Annotated in this window: 14 protein-coding genes and 3 pseudogenes; 5 read left to right on the top strand and 12 right to left on the bottom strand. The window is 44.1% G+C overall.

Going from position 1 to position 16,120, the window contains the following annotated elements; all coding sequences use genetic code 11:
* Positions 1-16: 16 nt before the first annotated feature.
* A complete protein-coding gene (locus JCM16418_RS00085; RefSeq protein WP_036645003.1) occupies positions 17-589 on the bottom strand; it encodes a hypothetical protein in 573 nt (190 codons plus the stop codon).
* 303 nt (positions 590-892) lie between these two features.
* Positions 893-1,153: a YqkE family protein gene (locus tag JCM16418_RS00080; protein ID WP_036644999.1), complete on the bottom strand. Its 261-nt coding sequence runs from the start codon at positions 1,151-1,153 to the stop codon at positions 893-895.
* Positions 1,154-1,280: 127 nt separating this feature from the next.
* Here JCM16418_RS00080 and JCM16418_RS00075 point away from each other — a divergent pair, with 127 nt between their 5' ends.
* Complete coding sequence (locus JCM16418_RS00075; protein ID WP_036644996.1) at positions 1,281-2,183, top strand: DMT family transporter; 903 nt, start codon at positions 1,281-1,283, stop codon at positions 2,181-2,183.
* Positions 2,184-2,223: 40 nt separating this feature from the next.
* Positions 2,224-3,023 (top strand): annotated as a pseudogene (locus JCM16418_RS00070) (Cof-type HAD-IIB family hydrolase).
* Positions 3,024-3,184: 161 nt separating this feature from the next.
* Here JCM16418_RS00070 and JCM16418_RS00065 read toward each other — a convergent pair.
* The 5 genes and pseudogenes from JCM16418_RS00065 to cysT form a co-directional block, all read right to left on the bottom strand.
* Positions 3,185-3,961 carry an MBL fold metallo-hydrolase gene (locus JCM16418_RS00065; RefSeq protein ID WP_036644995.1) on the bottom strand — a complete coding sequence of 259 codons (777 nt, stop codon included), beginning with the start codon at positions 3,959-3,961 and terminating at the stop codon, positions 3,185-3,187.
* Between the two features lie 73 nt (positions 3,962-4,034).
* A pseudogene (locus tag JCM16418_RS00060) lies at positions 4,035-5,041 on the bottom strand (sulfate ABC transporter substrate-binding protein).
* A gap of 96 nt (positions 5,042-5,137) precedes the next feature.
* Positions 5,138-6,202: a sulfate/molybdate ABC transporter ATP-binding protein gene (locus tag JCM16418_RS00055; protein ID WP_036644993.1), complete on the bottom strand. Its 1,065-nt coding sequence runs from the start codon at positions 6,200-6,202 to the stop codon at positions 5,138-5,140.
* A gap of 1 nt (position 6,203) precedes the next feature.
* Entirely contained in the window at positions 6,204-7,001 is a 798-nt protein-coding gene (locus tag JCM16418_RS00050) for a sulfate ABC transporter permease subunit (protein WP_036644991.1), read from the bottom strand.
* Positions 6,998-7,813, bottom strand: a complete 816-nt coding sequence (gene cysT, locus JCM16418_RS00045; RefSeq protein WP_036644989.1) for a sulfate ABC transporter permease subunit CysT — start codon at positions 7,811-7,813, stop codon at positions 6,998-7,000. Before cysT ends, JCM16418_RS00050 begins: the two co-directional genes overlap by 4 nt.
* 217 nt (positions 7,814-8,030) lie before the next feature.
* Here cysT and JCM16418_RS00040 point away from each other — a divergent pair, with 217 nt between their 5' ends.
* Complete coding sequence (locus JCM16418_RS00040) at positions 8,031-8,432, top strand: secondary thiamine-phosphate synthase enzyme YjbQ (protein ID WP_036645984.1); 402 nt, start codon at positions 8,031-8,033, stop codon at positions 8,430-8,432.
* 143 nt (positions 8,433-8,575) lie between these two features.
* On the opposite strand, the gene JCM16418_RS00035 is transcribed toward JCM16418_RS00040, so the two are convergent.
* The 3 genes from JCM16418_RS00035 to JCM16418_RS00025 all read right to left on the bottom strand — a co-directional run bounded on the left by JCM16418_RS00035 (position 8,576) and on the right by JCM16418_RS00025 (position 11,257).
* Positions 8,576-9,163, bottom strand: coding sequence for a TetR/AcrR family transcriptional regulator (locus tag JCM16418_RS00035; protein ID WP_036644987.1), 588 nt, complete (start codon positions 9,161-9,163; stop codon positions 8,576-8,578).
* Between the two features lie 5 nt (positions 9,164-9,168).
* Positions 9,169-9,801, bottom strand: a complete 633-nt coding sequence (locus JCM16418_RS00030; protein WP_036644985.1) for a YigZ family protein — start codon at positions 9,799-9,801, stop codon at positions 9,169-9,171.
* A 100-nt stretch (positions 9,802-9,901) separates the two neighbouring features.
* The gene (locus JCM16418_RS00025) at positions 9,902-11,257 is read right to left on the bottom strand and encodes a glucose-6-phosphate isomerase (protein WP_036644984.1); all 1,356 of its coding nucleotides are present in this window, start codon (positions 11,255-11,257) and stop codon (positions 9,902-9,904) included.
* Positions 11,258-11,464: 207 nt separating this feature from the next.
* Between JCM16418_RS00025 and JCM16418_RS00020 the strand changes: the two are divergent.
* A pseudogene (locus JCM16418_RS00020) lies at positions 11,465-12,363 on the top strand (NAD(P)-dependent oxidoreductase).
* A 135-nt stretch (positions 12,364-12,498) separates the two neighbouring features.
* Here JCM16418_RS00020 and ppnP read toward each other — a convergent pair.
* Together ppnP and tkt are read right to left on the bottom strand one after the other, a co-directional pair.
* Complete coding sequence (gene ppnP, locus JCM16418_RS00015; RefSeq protein WP_036644983.1) at positions 12,499-12,813, bottom strand: pyrimidine/purine nucleoside phosphorylase; 315 nt, start codon at positions 12,811-12,813, stop codon at positions 12,499-12,501.
* A gap of 151 nt (positions 12,814-12,964) precedes the next feature.
* Positions 12,965-15,007 carry a transketolase gene (tkt, locus tag JCM16418_RS00010; protein WP_036644982.1) on the bottom strand — a complete coding sequence of 681 codons (2,043 nt, stop codon included), beginning with the start codon at positions 15,005-15,007 and terminating at the stop codon, positions 12,965-12,967.
* 346 nt (positions 15,008-15,353) lie between these two features.
* On the opposite strand from tkt, the gene JCM16418_RS00005 reads away from it, so the two are divergent.
* Positions 15,354-15,830 (top strand): hypothetical protein, encoded by a 477-nt coding sequence (locus JCM16418_RS00005; RefSeq protein WP_052019942.1) that lies wholly within the window; start codon positions 15,354-15,356, stop codon positions 15,828-15,830.
* Positions 15,831-16,120: the final 290 nt, after the last annotated feature.

The raw sequence follows: 16,120 nt of genomic DNA, 5'->3' as shown, positions 1-16,120 counted from the left end.
ATCTTCATCCTCTCTATCAGAATTCATATTTCTCAAATCGTTCTCTGAGAGTCTCTTCATACGGTATCCATTCCCAATCACACCATAAAGACATTCCTAAGAGTTCTGACAGTTTATTCACGGTTTGTTCTGGACTCGTGATGTTAAGAAGATCGTCACCATCCTCATTTCGGATATCCAACACTTCGCGCAAGTAGTCATCATTAATACGCTCTTCTTTGAGCTGTTCATATTCATCCCTCGTCCACGGTTCACAAAAGATTCTTTCGGCCTGAATGTCTCCATTCTCGAAAAACGACAACTCGAATATGTCCTCATTCATATATCCGACCGTCATCACTGGCTCCTCGATAAGCCGGGACAACGTTTGTCCGATCTCTTTCACCGTACCCCATACAAAATAATCGTGAAGCACGCTGATCCAGTTCTCATTACTTTTGCTTACGTACATGACAATGTGCGTCTCATGAGCCTCCTGATTTGTTATGCCTAATACTTCGGCATGCCCATTGCTTAGTTCTCTTAATGCTTCGACAGTCTTCTCAAGGTTATCCGACTTGATATGCAAATTTGCAAATGATCTCCCCACGAGAGAGCCTCCCTTAATCGTTAACTTACTTAGCTTGATTCTTGTTTATATTTTAAAGATTGGTTCTATTTATGTATCTTATTTCCATTATAGTGTTCAATTTTCCTGAGTCTACCTACTTTTCTTCTGAATTTTGGAAATTATTATTGCAAGAATAGAGATATAGCCCTGTCCATTCAGCACAATCCGTAGCCCTTTCCCTGCGCGCTTCGCTCCCTCATTAAAATAAAATAAGGGTGTCCCTCGTCATCTTATGACTTTTGGGACACCCTCTGTCGACTATTCTACATACCCTTCACACTCTTATTTATATTTATGCCAGTCCATACTGCTGTTCTCCAGCAGATGTTCGAAATTGTTATCTAATCGATTCTGCTCCGCCTTGCGAGCATCAGCTGCTTGTTTCTCTTCGGCTTCCTTCTTCTGCTTTTCCTCGGCCTTCAGCTCATTTGCCTGCATTTTTAGCTTTTCCAGCACCTCACTGCTCAGCAAGTCCTTCAGTGTGGTAGGTTTGTCTGCCGCGGCAACTTTGGGAGCGTTAGCCTGTTGTTTCTTCTTGGCCATGTCATCATCTCCGTTTCCACACACATTATATCAGTTTTATGTAGGCTCGTCATGCAATAACCTATTGTCCACTGCGATATAATGCGATACAATTTGTTCACTTGCCTGATGAAAGGAAAATGACCTCATGAACCGCTCACGTCTAGCCGACATCAGCCTATTGATTGTTGCTATGATGTGGGGATGTACCTTTTTAATTGTGCAAAATGCCGTCCGGGTACTTCCACCACTTGCCTTTAATAGCATCCGCTTTATTGGCGCAGCCATACTGCTTAGTCTGATTATTTCGATATTCTACCGTAGTCAGTGGCGGAATATTTCTCGTAAAATGCTTCTGCATTCTAGCCTACTGGGCCTTTTTTTATTTATGGGCTATGCTTTTCAAACCATAGGGTTACTGTACACCACGACATCCAATGCAGGATTTATCACTGGGCTCTCTGTCGTGTTTGTTCCCTTTCTATCTCTGATCCTACTGAAACATCCGATTACCAAATACACATGGCTGAGTGCGCTATTGGCCGCCGCGGGTCTGTATTTACTAGCTTTTGCTGGAACAGCCTTATCCATTAATCGTGGTGACTTTCTAATCTTTCTGTGCGCCATTGCTTTTGCTCTACATGTGGCATACACAGGTGTCTTTGCACCGCGTTATGCTGCCCTTCCATTAGCTGCACTTCAAATGTCTGTTGTTGGGGTATTAAGCCTTATTGCTTCTTTATTATTTGAAAATGTGGGGCCAATTCATCAGACCATGGAGCGTCTAATGGAGCCGCAAGTTCTGTGGGCACTCGTCATCTCCATCGGACCGACTAGCGCACTTGCCTTTTGGATCCAAACCGTTTGCCAGAAATATACGAGTCCATCGCGGGTTGCCGTCATATTCGCCATGGAACCGGTCTTCGCTGCATTGACAGGTGTATTCTTTGGCGGAGAAATACTTGGGACTGCTGCAGGGATAGGATGTATTTGTATTTTTAGCGGAATGATACTTACCGAATTGAAATCTACGCCTCGTACGTTACAATAGAAGGAAGCATATTCAATAATAGAGAGATGGGGAGACAACCATGTACAAACTGATTGCAATTGATATTGATGATACTTTGATTAACGATGATAAAGAGGTGACACCTGCTACGCAGGAGGCGCTAGAGCAAGCCGTAGCGAAGGGTGTTGTGGTTACCCTAGCCACAGGCAGAGCCTATGCTTCTGCACAGCTATCGCCCGTCAGACGGGTCTGAACGTACCTATCATTACGTACCAAGGAGCTTTGGTGAAGAACCTAATGGACGGACATGTGCTATATGAGCGTTATGTTCCGAAGGATGCTGCCCACAAGCTGTTTGAATACTGCATTGAGCATGACTTACATTTACAGGTTTACATTGATGATAAGCTGTATGCGCGTGAAGAAAACCAAAAGCTGAAAGATTACAGTGAGTTGAATCGTACTCCTTACTATATTGAGCCTGATTTCGAGAAGCTGATTGCACAAAAAACACCTAAAATGCTCATTATCGACGATCCCGATTATCTAGATCAGCTTGGTCCAATTCTTCGCGAATTGCTTGGAGATCAAGTTCATATTACCAAGTCAAAGCCACAATTTTTGGAAATTATGCATCATGAAGGAACTAAGGGCCACGCGCTCACATTCCTAGCAAAAGAATTTGATTGCGATATGTCACAGACGATTGCCATCGGTGACTCGTGGAATGATCATGAAATGCTAGAAGCGGCAGGACTTGGCGTAGCTATGGGCAATGCCATTCAGGCTTTGAAAGATATTGCTGACTACGTGACGCTAAGCAATAATGATGATGGTGTGAAGGCTGCGATTGAGAAATTCGTACTACAAGCTGAATAAATTCTAAGATAGATACACATTACTGAATGCATACATGCATGTATTTATGCAAAAGCCCTGCGAATCAAATGATCCGCAGGGCTTTTGGTACTTATGTACTCTCAGGTTTGGAGCATTCCAAATCTATGCCACATCATGTATGGATATGGGCATGCTCACAACTACTCTTTTTCAAGAATCAATTTCATTCCGCTTTGAGCAAGCACTACACCCGCTGGGAGCGGATAGTTACTCCTTACATCCACATGATGAGACATATGCGTATACACGGCTTCGACAGGTTTAACCTCGCTGATTAGTTGCTCCGCCTCGACCATGTCGTAAACAGAACGCGTTGAATATTCAGCGGTCTCATGATAGAAACTTGTACCTAGAACAAGCAGATCGAGTCCATATAAAGGCTGTTTTTCTTCTGTTCCAAGTCCAATCGAATCGGAACAATAGGCCCATGCAAAGCCATCTTGTTCTAAACGATAGGCATAGGAATATCCGTTATGACCATGGTTTACTTTCCAGCCGGTTATCTTCCAACCTGCAAGTGAAATGCCTTCATCTACCGCAATCATGTCGATATGCTTGCTGAGCCATGGAAACTGGACTTGAATCAGCTCCAACACTACAAGTGGCGCATACATTTCACCCTTGGTACCAGTCCAGCGGCAGGCATCTGCCCATTCAGGTAACCCACCAATATGGTCAAAATGAGCATGCGTCACTAATATTTTATGTGTAAATCTTTGACCTATTAACTCCATCTGCTTGCGCCAGTCCGGACCACAGTCAATTAGAAATTGCCCTGCCGCACCATCTACCATCACAGAAGAGCGAAATCTACGGTTAATGCCTTCCGCACGTGCCTCAAGACAAATATCGCAGTCGCAATATACCCGAGGTACGCCCATGGCATCGCCCGTACCGAGAAAAATGAGTGAATTCAAGCTATCTCCTCCTGCATATAAATCTCAAAGCTAATTATACACCTTAGCTTCTGATTCACATGAGCACCGAGAGTTAAAGCCCAGCTAGAACCTGATACCATACCCCTTTTTTGGAGTATAACGTATCTTTCACTTTACTCCAACCACCTAAATACTGAATATCAAATAACCCGGGAGGATCTATATACTGCTCTTTTTTTTCGCTAAGTACCTTCTCATTTACGGGTCTAAATCCATGATCGGCAAATATTCGCTGTGCTTCCTCACTCCATAAATAATCAATGAAAGCCTCAGCTACTTTGCGCGTCCCGTGCTTATCTACGAAAGTATCTACAACTGCGGCCGGATTCTCAATCCGAATCGTGTTCTTCGGTACAACAATTTCATATTTTACACCCTGCTGAATCCGCGCTAGCAGTTCATTCTCATAAGTAACAATGACATCCCCGACACCATACTCAAAAGCCGCCATCGATGCTCTTCCACTCTTATCCAGTGACTCTACGTTGCGATGTACTTGCTTGAGAAAATCCTTCGCGGCAGCAGGGTCCTTATGACCCTGAGCTCCGACATCTTAAGCCCAGCACCATAAATGGCATTGATATCCCACTGTGCTCCGCCAGAAGTTTTCGGATTTGGATACAGCACCTTCACACCCGGGTTCGTCAAATCCGTGAAATCTTGGATTCCTAACGGATTACCTTCCCTAGTTCCCAGCACCACAATAGACCTCGTGATCATTCCTTTGTTGGGCTTTTGTTTCCAATCCTTACTTACAAGTCCTGCCTTAACTAACTTACCAATATCCCCTTCCATCGCCAGCAAGGTTACATCAGCTTCAAATCCACCTGCAATAGCTCTCGCCTGCGTTCCAGATGCTTCATACGATTGCTGGAAGCGGATCGTTTGCCCTGTCTTCTCCTTCCACTCCTTCTGGAAATGTGGAAGAATATCCGTCAAAGCATCTTTGGCGACACTATATGCACCGATAACGAGGGTTACATCCCCATTTTGCACGGCTGCCTCCCCGCCGCTCACGGGCAAAGTCTTCGATTCACATCCGGAAGAGATCAGCGCCATGATGAACAACAATAATACACTCACAATAGCCGAAACTCTCTGCCTTATTTGACCATGACGCATGACCTTCACTTCCTTTACGTGTCCAAAATATGATTAAATCATTACTGGCATTGGATCTTCCTTCAAGCGATTCTCCGCAATCCAGCTGCGATCTTCGTTAAACAAATAAGCGCGATGCACCAGTACACGAACCTGTTGCCCGGGTTGTAATGTCTCTTTCTCTAGCGAACGATACGTAATTAATTTATGCTCGCCTACCTGAACCTCAACCATCCATTCGCTACCACGGAAATGAAGATGCCCTACAATGCCCTCTTCCGTAACCGATAGCAAATTAAACTCCTGCGCCAGCCCAACCTCAATATATTCTGGACGAATCAGTGCTTTGGTTCCCGGTTGCGCTGCCTCTTCTTCAAATCCCTTCAGCTGTGAACCACGTTCTATCACTGTCGATTCACCAATAAAGGTCGCCACAAATGGTGTCTTCGGTTCTTTATAAATATCCCAAGGTGTACCCTTCTGCTCGACACGTCCTTGGTTAATAATCATAATTTCATCAGCAACTTCAATCGCCTCATCTTGGTCATGCGTAACGAAAATAGATGTAATCCCTACACGCTCAATTAACTCACGTAACCACGAACGCAGTTCCTGTCTGATCTTCGCATCAATCGCAGCAAATGGTTCATCTAGGAGCAGCAGTTGCGGTTCCGGTGCAAGGGCGCGAGCAAAAGCTACACGCTGACGTTGACCGCCTGAAAGCTGATGCGGATAACGTTTCTCGAAACCTTTCAGTCCAGTGAGCTCAACAAGTTCCATCACTCGATCCTTAAGCTGAGCCTTACCGAACTTCTTCACCTTAAGTCCGAACGCAATATTATCAAACACGGTCATATGCTTGAAAAGAGCATAGTTCTGAAACACGAATCCGATACCGCGTTCCTGCGGCGGAATAGCATTCACAAGTTGCCCATGGAAACGAATCTCTCCAGAGTCAGGATGTTCAAGTCCCGCAAGCATCCGTAAAATCGATGTCTTACCACCTCCGCTCGGACCTAGCAGACCGATAAGATGGCCTTTTTCGATATCAAAACTAACATCATTTACAGCTTTGAAATCTCCAAACTGCTTGTTTAGATTACGGACTTCAATATGCATATTAATGAACACCCTTTCTTTTTTTGGCCCATTCCATTGTTAAAAGCAGACCAACTGCAAATACCGCCAGAACCAAAGACACACTGTTAGCTGAAGTTACATTGAAATTCTCTACATCCTGATAAACCAACGTTGTTGCTGTCTGCGTCTTGTTCATAATGTTACCTGAGACAACAAGGACTGCACCAAACTCGCCCAGAGACCTTGCTACCGTCAGAACTACACCATATACAACAGCCCAGCGAATAGATGGCCAAGTTACTCTCCAGAATGTCGTCCAGCCGTATGCTCCGAGGGTAGAAGCAGCCTCTTCCTGCTGGGCTCCAATCTCTTGCAACACAGGCATCACTTCTCTCACCATTAACGGAAACGTTACGAATAGGGTCGCAATGACCATTCCCGGAAAAGCATATACGATCTGAAATCCAACTTTTTCGAAAAAGGCACCTACAATACTGCCCGGACCCAGCATTAGAACGATCATAAGTCCTCCGATAACTGGAGACACCGCATAAGGCAAATCAACAATGCTATTTAAGAAACGCTTAATCGAGTGGCTCATCCAACTTCCTCTGACGAGGTATAGAGCCATCATCATGCCAAACAACGTGTTCAGTAGCGTCACCGTCAATACAATGAAACCTGTCATCATCAGCGCATGTAGTGCTTCTGGTCGAAGGATGGCTGACGTTAAACCTCCGATTCCTTCATTAAATGCACCGAAAACCATTTTCCCAAGTGGAGCAATCAATAACAGTGCAAACACCAAATACGTTAGTCCGATCCACAATTTTCTCATATAGTCTTCCCCTTCGACTGTACCCAATTGATCAGCCATAAGACTGTAAAAGATAAGGTGAGAAGCAAAATAGAAACGGCCGCTGCTCCTGCTGTATTATCACTCTCAACCTCCCCATAAATGAAAACCGAGGCGATCAGTGTTCTTCCAGGAATATTACCTGCGACCAGGACTACGGCACCAAACTCAGCCATAGCTCTGGAGAAGGCCAGCATGCCCCCGCTAATCATTCCAGGCAGCATTGATGGAAGGATTACTTTGAAGAATACACGGGGCCCAGAGGCACCAAGCGTACGGGCAGCCTCTTCTTCCGATGGTTCTAGTTCTTCAAGTAGCGGCTGCACCGCTCTGATGACGAATGGAAACGTAACAAATACCATCGCGATCACAATCGCCGGTTGATGAAATACAATTTCAAACCCTAGTGATTCCGCGGCTGAGCCGATCAAACTCCCTGGCCCGAGTAGAAGCAGAATCATTAGTCCACCCACCGCTGTCGGCAATGCAAAGGGCAAATCAACTAGACTATTTAAGAACGCTTTTCCTGGAAATTGATATCGTACCAATACCCAACCGATCATCGTACCGACCACTACGTTTATTAAAGTAGAAAAGATAGCAAGTTCAAGTGTTAGCAGTACCGATTTCCATGCAATCGGATCAGAAAGGCTCTCTATAAGAGAATGAAATCCGAGGGAAAATGAATGATAATATACACCTAGTAAAGGTAGAATCACAAGTAACACAAAATATAACATCACTGTACTTCGGAATCCCCACGTCCATCCTTTATGACGCAAAATGATATTCATACCTCTCCCCCTGCTTAACCGTTTATCTGTATTTTTTTAATTATTCCTATTTGTCTACTTGGTTTTTACTTAACAGTTACTTTACCAAAAATTGTATGACAACGTCAATATAAATTTTAGTTTTTATTTACATAAATCTATCTTTCTGGCTCTTAAAGGGTATACATATAATAAGCGCCCCTCATTAAATCTAAGGACTTGGAGAAGGAGTATGATGATGTTATATACATTAGAATTGTCCACTACCGGACAGGACGAAATAAGGGATATTACACGTGAGGTCATTGCGCTGGTGCATCAAAGCGGAGTGCAAAGCGGAACCGTGCTAATCTATTGCCCACATACAACTGCAGGCATCGCAATTAATGAGAATGCCGATCCTGATGTGAAGCGTGATGTGCTAATGAGATTGGGAGAGGTATACCCCTGGGAGCACCCAAAATATAAACATGCCGAAGGAAATACCGCCTCACATTTAAAATCGATAACCTGCGGGACTTCCCAGACTGTGATTATCACGGAGGGGGAGCTACTGTTAGGACGTTGGCAGGGCATTTATTTCTGTGAATTCGATGGTCCACGGCGAAGACAATATCATATCAAAATAATGGAAGGATAATAAGATTAGCAAGGGCAAAGAGGCGATGTTGACAGGCTCTAACATCCCTCCTGTCCTCACCACCGAATACCCTAATATTCCGCTTTTCAGCGATGCTCTTTCACCGTCCTAAAGGACATGTCCACAGCTAAGAACGCTATCATTTAATTACGCAAACTTCGGCAACATATTTTCACATGCGAAATGGCTGCAGGCTTAATTTCTTCAAACGTCACACGATCTTGTATGTAATAGGATATGAATCCGTGCATGGATAAAAATAAAGTAAGTGGAAGATTCCGGCAGTGATCGAGCCCATGCTCTTCTTCATTCATGTAGCGACGTACAATCGAAGCAAACAAATCTAAGCATCGAACCTGTTCTGACCGACAGTAGGACAGTAGTTCCTCATCACGTATCATGAACATAATTTCGTATTGATAAGGATGATCCAGCCCAAAACGAATGAATTCAAGCATTAACTGCTCGACCTTATTCAGATCTGGAAGAGGAGGACCTTTAATTACCTTGTTCAATTGGAACGCGAGATTATTGAAATCTTCAACAACGACAGCATAGAATAACTCTGCTTTTTCTTTAAAATGATAATAGAGAGACCCGTGGCTATATCCCAGATGCTGTCCAATACTACGCATAGAAATTGCGCGGTATCCTTTGGTTATAAACAAATGCCTAGCGGCCTCTAATATCCGGTCCCTGGATAATTCCTGTTCCACTGCTCTTCTGGCCATAGACTTTATTCCCCTTCAATAAAATAAAGCTGTTCACCCTCCGTAATCAGGGACTGCCCCTGAGTCAAATCCACCATCCACGATTTAAAGGATTCTGCCTCTGTATTCAAAGGTAAGCATTCCAGTCTTACTTTATCAGTGAAAAGCGTCTCACCCATCCGAATTTCCCGGCTACGAAGTTCATTTTCTATTTTACCATGCCAAGTGTAATCGATCTCTACAAATATCTCACGATGAAGCACCTTCGTAATCGCATCTCCAGATTCAATAGCTGCGACAGCTCCGTCCGCATACGCACGAATCAAACCACCAGCACCCAGCATAATACCGCCGAAATACCGCGTCACTACAATGGCCACATTCTTTAGTCCTTGATGGCGTATTACTTCCAGAATTGGCTTACCAGCTGTACCGCTGGGTTCCCCGTCATCCGATTGTTTCTGAATTTCATCACGTTCTCCAATCATGTAGGCCGAACAATTGTGAGTCGCATTCCAATGCTTCTTTTTGATATCTTCAATAAAAGCGTTTGCAGCTTCTTCACTATCAACTGGCATTACATGACCAATGAAACGTGATTTCTTAATAACGATTTCCTTAGAGCCTGGCCCGCGGACCGTCTTGTAACGTTCAATCATAGTACAGCCCTTCCCTGATTGGAAAGAAAGCAGTCCCCCGCTGTAAAAGTAACCGGTGACTGCCTTCTTCCGCTTTATGTCTATTCCAATGGATGTAAATTTATTCGGTAAGTCTGGCTTCCAGTTCCGCCTTCTCTTTCTCATATCCTGGTTTACCAAGTAAGGCAAACATATTTTTCTTGTAAGCTTCTACTCCAGGTTGATCAAATGGATTGACACCCAATAGATAGCCACTAATTCCACAAGCTTTCTCAAAGAAATATACGAGGTATCCGAAAGAGTAAGGTGTTTGATCTGGGATCGTGACGATTAGGTTAGGAACCTGTCCATCCGTATGAGCAAGCATTGTGCCTTGGAATGCCTTTTTATTTACAAAATCCATGGTCTTGCCTTCAAGGAAATTCAGACCATCTAGATCATCAGCATCGCTTTCAATGGTAATCTGTTCGGAAACATTCTGAACTTGGATAATCGTTTCAAATATGTTACGGCTACCCTCTTGAACGAATTGACCCATCGAATGCAGATCTGTTGAAAAATCAACGGAAGCTGGATAGATACCCTTGTAGTCTTTACCTTCACTCTCACCAAAGAGTTGTTTCCACCACTCCGAAACATAGTGTAAGGAAGGCTCATAGTTCACAAGAATCTCAATGGCTTTGCCTTTACGGTAAAGCGCGTTACGCACTGCTGCATACTGGTAACTTAAGTTCTCAGCCACATTCGGGTTGCTGAACTCTTTAGAAGCGTCAGCTGCACCCTTCATCATGTCCTCGATGTTAATGCCAGCAGTTGCGATAGGTAGCAGACCAACCGCTGTCAGTACGGAATAACGACCACCAACGTCGTCTGGGATAATAAAGGATTCATATCCTTCTTCATTAGCCAGCTTCTTCAGAGCCCCTTGCTCTTTATCCGTTGTTGCATAGATGCGCTTACGAGCTTCTTCTTTACCGTATTTCTTCTCAAGCTCTGCGCGGAAAATCCGGAAAGCAATAGCTGGTTCCGTTGTTGTACCGGACTTCGAAATCACGTTAACCGAGAAATCTTTACCTTCAATCAAATCGAGCAAATGCGTAACATAAGTGGAACTAATATTGTTACCGGCAAAATAAATTTCAGGCGTTTTACGCTTGTCCTTCGGCAAATTGTTATAGAAAGAATGAGTCAATGCTTCAATTGCAGCACGTGCACCAAGGTATGATCCCCCGATACCGATAACGATCAGCACTTCAGAATCACTTTGAATCTTGGCAGCTGCCTGCTGAATACGAGCAAATTCTTCTTTATCGTAGTTCGTAGGCAGATCAATCCAACCGAGGTAATCCGAACCTGCTCCTGTTTGGTTATGTAACTGTTCATGAGCCAGTTTGATCGGTTCAGCAAAGTAATCTACTTCATGCTGACTAATAAAAGATAAAGCCTTGCTGTAATCAAAATTAATTGGGTTAGACATATGGTGTTACCTCCTAGTTTGGCTTTTCTCTATTCTACTCTACACTCCGTAAAAAACAGCTTTAGAATAGGATACTTTAATTTCAATAGACTGGCAAGGTCTGAGCAACCTATCGTTCAAGGCATATTCCAGCCGTCTTCAATGGATTGTATCAGATCCCCATGTTAAAATAAGTGAAGTTTATATCTCACAGAAATGGGTGATCTCATGAAAAAAATAGGCTTTATTGGACTCGGTACAATGGGAGCACCTATGGCTTCCAATTTACTGAAGGCTGGATACCAAGTTACGGTATATAACCGCACAGCTTCTAAATGTAACCCACTCGTTGAAGAAGGGGCTTCTCAGGCAAATACTCCTAAGGAAGCAGCAGCAGGCCAAGATACCGTGATTACGATGGTTAGTAATGACGACTCCATTCGTAGCGTGTTTTATGGAACAGACGGGCTACAAGAATCGCTACAAAGCGGCATGACCGTTATTGATTGCAGTACTATCTCTCCAGACCTAGTCAAGGAACTAGCAATCAGCATTCAAGCAGTCGGGGCAAAATTCTTAGACGCTCCAGTTACGGGCAGTAAACCTGCCGCTGTAGATGGAACACTTGTATTTATGGTCGGCGGAGAGGCTGCCGTCATTAAAGCGCAGTCCGACCTATTCGAAACCCTCGGCAAAAAGGTATTACCTATGGGGCCAAATGGCAGTGGTGCTGTTGCTAAGCTCGCTCATAATACCGTAGTTGGTATAAACAACATTGCACTAGCTGAAGCTTCGCCATAGCATCCAAATCAGGAATACCCGCAGATCGCTTTCTTGAACTCGTTCAGCTTGGATCTGCTGGTAGTAAAGCTGCAGACCTCAAAGGTCGCAAAATCATCGAGCATGATTTTACCAATCAATTTTCATTGGCTCTCATGCTCAAAGATTTAAAGCTCGCAGCTTCTTTAACCGATAGCATTGGTATGCCCTCTCCAATGCTAAGTTTGGCTAAGAGCCTGTTCCAAGCAGGCCAAACCCAAGGATTTGGTGAAGAGGATTTATCCGCTGTCGTCAAATGTTATGAAGCTTGGATCGGTCAAACCATTGCAGGCAAACCACTTCAATAATCAATGTATCCCGCATCACTAGCTTGATGGCTGGAAGCATAAATTATGCATCGAGCCAAGCTAACTGCAGAATATACACAGAAATGTTGTGAAAAGGGTAAGTCCCAAGGTTGGGACTTACCCTTCTTTTTATATTTACACCGGATAGGAGCAGCAGTAATCAGTTATCGTAAAAACTTCGAGAGCAAACTTGGAATTGCCTGGTACATGAAATGTATGTTGTCCTTGGATTTCCTGCCAGCCATCTTCACCGGGAAGCAGAACTTTCAAATGACCTGAAAGGATTTCCATAATTTCAGGACCATCCGTGCCAAATTCGTATGTTCCTGGAAGCATAATGCCGAGCGTTACTTTACTTCCGTCTTCCTTAATGACTGTCCGACTCGTCACTTGACCGTCATAATAAATGTTTGCTGCTTTTACAATAGTAGCGTTACTGAACTGCGGCATCGATTCACTGCTCCTCTATAAATAAACTGTATGATATCAAAAGAACGAATGGACTACTCTCAGCTGTAATCGTAAGTGATCCTCCCGAATTCAGCTTACGAGAGTAGCTTCGTTCTGAAATCCTAACATTTTATAATCGGTTTATCGCTTATTACAGCAAAGCTTTTACACGACTAACGACATTTTCAACTGTAAATCCGTATTCTTTAATGACACGGTCTCCAGGTGCAGATGCTCCGAAAGTCGTAATGGCAAGAATATCGCCGTTGTCGCCAACATAACGTTCCCAACCGAAAGATTGAGCCATTTCAATGGCAAGACGTGCTTTAACGTCAGGCAAGAGAACAGAATCCTTGTATGCTTTATCTTGTTGTTCGAACAGATCCCAGCTTGGCATACTGATAACACGAACTTCAATGCCTTCTTGTGCAAGTGCTTCTTGAGCTTTCACAGCAAGCTGTACTTCAGAACCTGTTGCAAGAATTTGTGCTACAGGCTTACCGCTCTTAGCATCAGACACTACATAAGCACCACGTTTGATACCTTCACGAGCACCTTCCACGGTTCCTGGCAAGATCGGTAAGTTCTGACGAGTCAATACCAGAGCTACTGGGTTTGATTTATTCTCAACCGTGTATGCCCAAGCTGCCGATGTTTCATTCGCATCTGCTGGACGGATAACCGTTAAACCTGGAATGATGCGTAGTGAAGCCAGTTGCTCGATTGGTTCATGCGTAGGTCCATCTTCACCAACAGCAATACTGTCATGAGTTAGTACATAGGTTACTGGCAGTTTCATAATGGAAGCCAGACGCACGGCAGGACGAAGATAGTCAGTGAATACAAAGAATGTACCGCCGAATACTTTTACGCCACTGTGCAGCATCATACCGTTCATTACAGCAGCCATACCGAACTCGCGTACGCCGAAGTAAATGTTACGACCTTCATAGCTATCTCTTGTAAAGTTAGATAGGTCGTTCAAGTGTGTCATCGTTGAGCTTTCTAGGTCAGCTGAACCACCAAGTAATTGTGGAACATTACCAACTAGACCGTTCAATGCATTACCAGAAGCTACGCGAGTTGAAACTGCTTTGTCTTCAGTAGAATATTTAGGAAGATCAGCATCCCAGCCTTCAGGTAGGTCGCCTGCAACAGCAAGATCGAACTGAGCTGCAAGTTCTGGATAAGCCTTTTTGTAAGCTGCGAATTGCTCATTCCACTCTTTATTAACTTTAACTCCATGGTCTTTGACTTTAGCAAAATGTTGACGAACTTCATCAGGTACGTAGAAGTCTTCTTCGTACACCCATTTATAGAAGTCTTTAGTCAATTTAGCTTCGTCAGCACCAAGTGGTGATCCGTGAGTACCACCATGTCCACCTTTACCTTGCTTGTTCGGACTACCATAACCGATTACCGTTTTCACTTCGATCAGTGTAGGACGGTTCGTGTCAGCTTGACCTTCAGCAATAGCAGCCTCGATTGCAGGCAAATCATTACCATCTTCAACGCGGATTACTTGCCAGCCGTAAGCTTCAAAGCGTTGCTGTACATTTTCAGAGAATGAAAGGTTTAGTTTACCATCTAGCGAAATATCATTGGAATCGTATAGCATAATCAATTTACCAAGCTGTAAATGACCAGCAAGCGAAGCGGCTTCACCCGATACGCCTTCCATTAGATCGCCATCACCACAAATTGCATATGTGAAATGGTCTACGACTTTATATTGATCTTTATTATATGTTGCACCTAGTTGAGCTTCTGCCATCGCCATACCTACAGCCATAGCAACACCTTGTCCAAGTGGACCGGTTGTAGCATCAACACCTGCAGTGTGACCGAACTCTGGATGTCCTGGTGTTAGGCTTCCCCATTGACGGAACTGTTTCAACTCTTCCATTGGCAGATCATATCCACTCAAATGTAGGAGACTGTAAAGAAGCATGGAACCATGTCCTGCGGACAGCACAAAACGGTCGCGGTTGATCCATGTTGGATTCTCTGGATTATGGTTCATTGTCTTCGCAAACAATTGATAACCCATAGGTGCAGAGCCCATTGGCATACCTGGGTGACCCGAGTTAGCCTTTTCTATAGCATCAATTGCTAATGTACGGATGGTAGTAATCGACAAATTCTCGATCGTTTGGTTCTCATCTTTATCAATCGCTTGGTTCTTGTCGTTCATGACTTATCCTCCTCAGGGGTTGTGGAAACTCCATGTGTTCAATGTATTTGGAATTCTTTCATAACCTTCAAAAAACAATTATTATGAAGAGAATCCGCTTGAATGTTTCATTTTGACTATTGTAACACTTGGCAAGCATCTTTTCCATATCCTTTATCACCTTTCCCTGGTATTGGACTCATTATGCGGAAGGATTATTGAACCTACGCATGCTCTGGGGAACATTTAGAATGATTCAGAAATGGTAAAAAGTTAATATTACACAGCATAAAATCATGAATGGTTGTAGTCTGTTCTTAACGATGAATGACTCCATATTTACAAGAGATGAGGAAAAAGAAATCATATGACTCCTTTTTTTCAAAAGGGATGGCCGACCTCCCAACATTGTTTATTCGGTATTGCTGCAGGGCTCTTCAGCGGAATCCTGTTAGGCTCTTATCTAAAAGCTGTTCAGTTTCTGACGGAGCAAAGGGTCTATGACCTACTGCTTAATGTTGATTTTGTTCCCTTTTTACCCACGGATATGCCAGAATGGATTGAATTTAGCTTTCATTTGATAGTGTCCTTGATCATCGGCATTCTCTATGTGGCTTGGACGCGCACAAATCACCATCCTTGGCGGAATGGATTATGGCTAGGAATGTTATCATCGCTCTTATTTTTTCCACTGTCACTCTTATCGGAGAGGGTACCCTCGGTCACAGATGGCATCGCACTTCTATGGTGGCTTAGTGGGCATCTGCTGTATGGAATCATGCTAGGAATCTGCGGATTATTCATTTCACGCACGAAAAACCCACGTCATTCGTATGAAAACTAAGCAATTGGGTTCACATCCTCTTGTATATGTACCCGTTCTTATGTGAGTACACCCAGCTTAACGGAATAAAAAAAGCCACGGCTCAAAGTAGGCCGCGGGCATTAGTATTCGGACATGATCCAAGGAACGTATGTGGATCATGGGTGTTGCCCGTTAGCGCGAATTACGCTTGCGGGCTGCAAGGAGGCGGTCCATGGAATCGGACCGCTCCGGCTCTTGCGGCGGCTTCGCCTTGACCGCCGCTTCTTTGCTCGGCCCAGCCGCAGGCGGGCCGAGCGGCTGCGCCCCGT

This window comes from Paenibacillus pini JCM 16418 (assembly GCF_000576305.1).
Taxonomy (GTDB): Bacteria; Bacillota; Bacilli; order Paenibacillales; family Paenibacillaceae; genus Paenibacillus_AQ; species Paenibacillus_AQ pini.
Note: the sequence above shows the minus strand (reverse complement) of the source record. Positions and strands in the feature narration are given on the sequence as shown.

Excerpts from the sequence above, each read along its gene's own strand:
- cysT (WP_036644989.1), bottom strand. The coding sequence starts at position 7,813 with ATGAATATCATTTTGCGTCATAAAGGATGGACGTGGGGATTCCGAAGT.
- ppnP (WP_036644983.1), bottom strand. The coding sequence starts at position 12,813 with ATGCCGCAGTTCAGTAACGCTACTATTGTAAAAGCAGCAAACATTTAT.
- JCM16418_RS00040 (WP_036645984.1), top strand. The coding sequence starts at position 8,031 with ATGTTATATACATTAGAATTGTCCACTACCGGACAGGACGAAATAAGG.
- JCM16418_RS00025 (WP_036644984.1), bottom strand. The coding sequence starts at position 11,257 with ATGTCTAACCCAATTAATTTTGATTACAGCAAGGCTTTATCTTTTATT.
- JCM16418_RS00005 (WP_052019942.1), top strand. The coding sequence starts at position 15,354 with ATGACTCCTTTTTTTCAAAAGGGATGGCCGACCTCCCAACATTGTTTA.
- JCM16418_RS00075 (WP_036644996.1), top strand. The coding sequence starts at position 1,281 with ATGAACCGCTCACGTCTAGCCGACATCAGCCTATTGATTGTTGCTATG.
- JCM16418_RS00055 (WP_036644993.1), bottom strand. The coding sequence starts at position 6,202 with ATGCATATTGAAGTCCGTAATCTAAACAAGCAGTTTGGAGATTTCAAA.
- JCM16418_RS00080 (WP_036644999.1), bottom strand. The coding sequence starts at position 1,153 with ATGGCCAAGAAGAAACAACAGGCTAACGCTCCCAAAGTTGCCGCGGCA.
- JCM16418_RS00030 (WP_036644985.1), bottom strand. The coding sequence starts at position 9,801 with ATGATTGAACGTTACAAGACGGTCCGCGGGCCAGGCTCTAAGGAAATC.
- JCM16418_RS00050 (WP_036644991.1), bottom strand. The coding sequence starts at position 7,001 with ATGAGAAAATTGTGGATCGGACTAACGTATTTGGTGTTTGCACTGTTA.
- tkt (WP_036644982.1), bottom strand. The coding sequence starts at position 15,007 with ATGAACGACAAGAACCAAGCGATTGATAAAGATGAGAACCAAACGATC.
- JCM16418_RS00035 (WP_036644987.1), bottom strand. The coding sequence starts at position 9,163 with ATGGCCAGAAGAGCAGTGGAACAGGAATTATCCAGGGACCGGATATTA.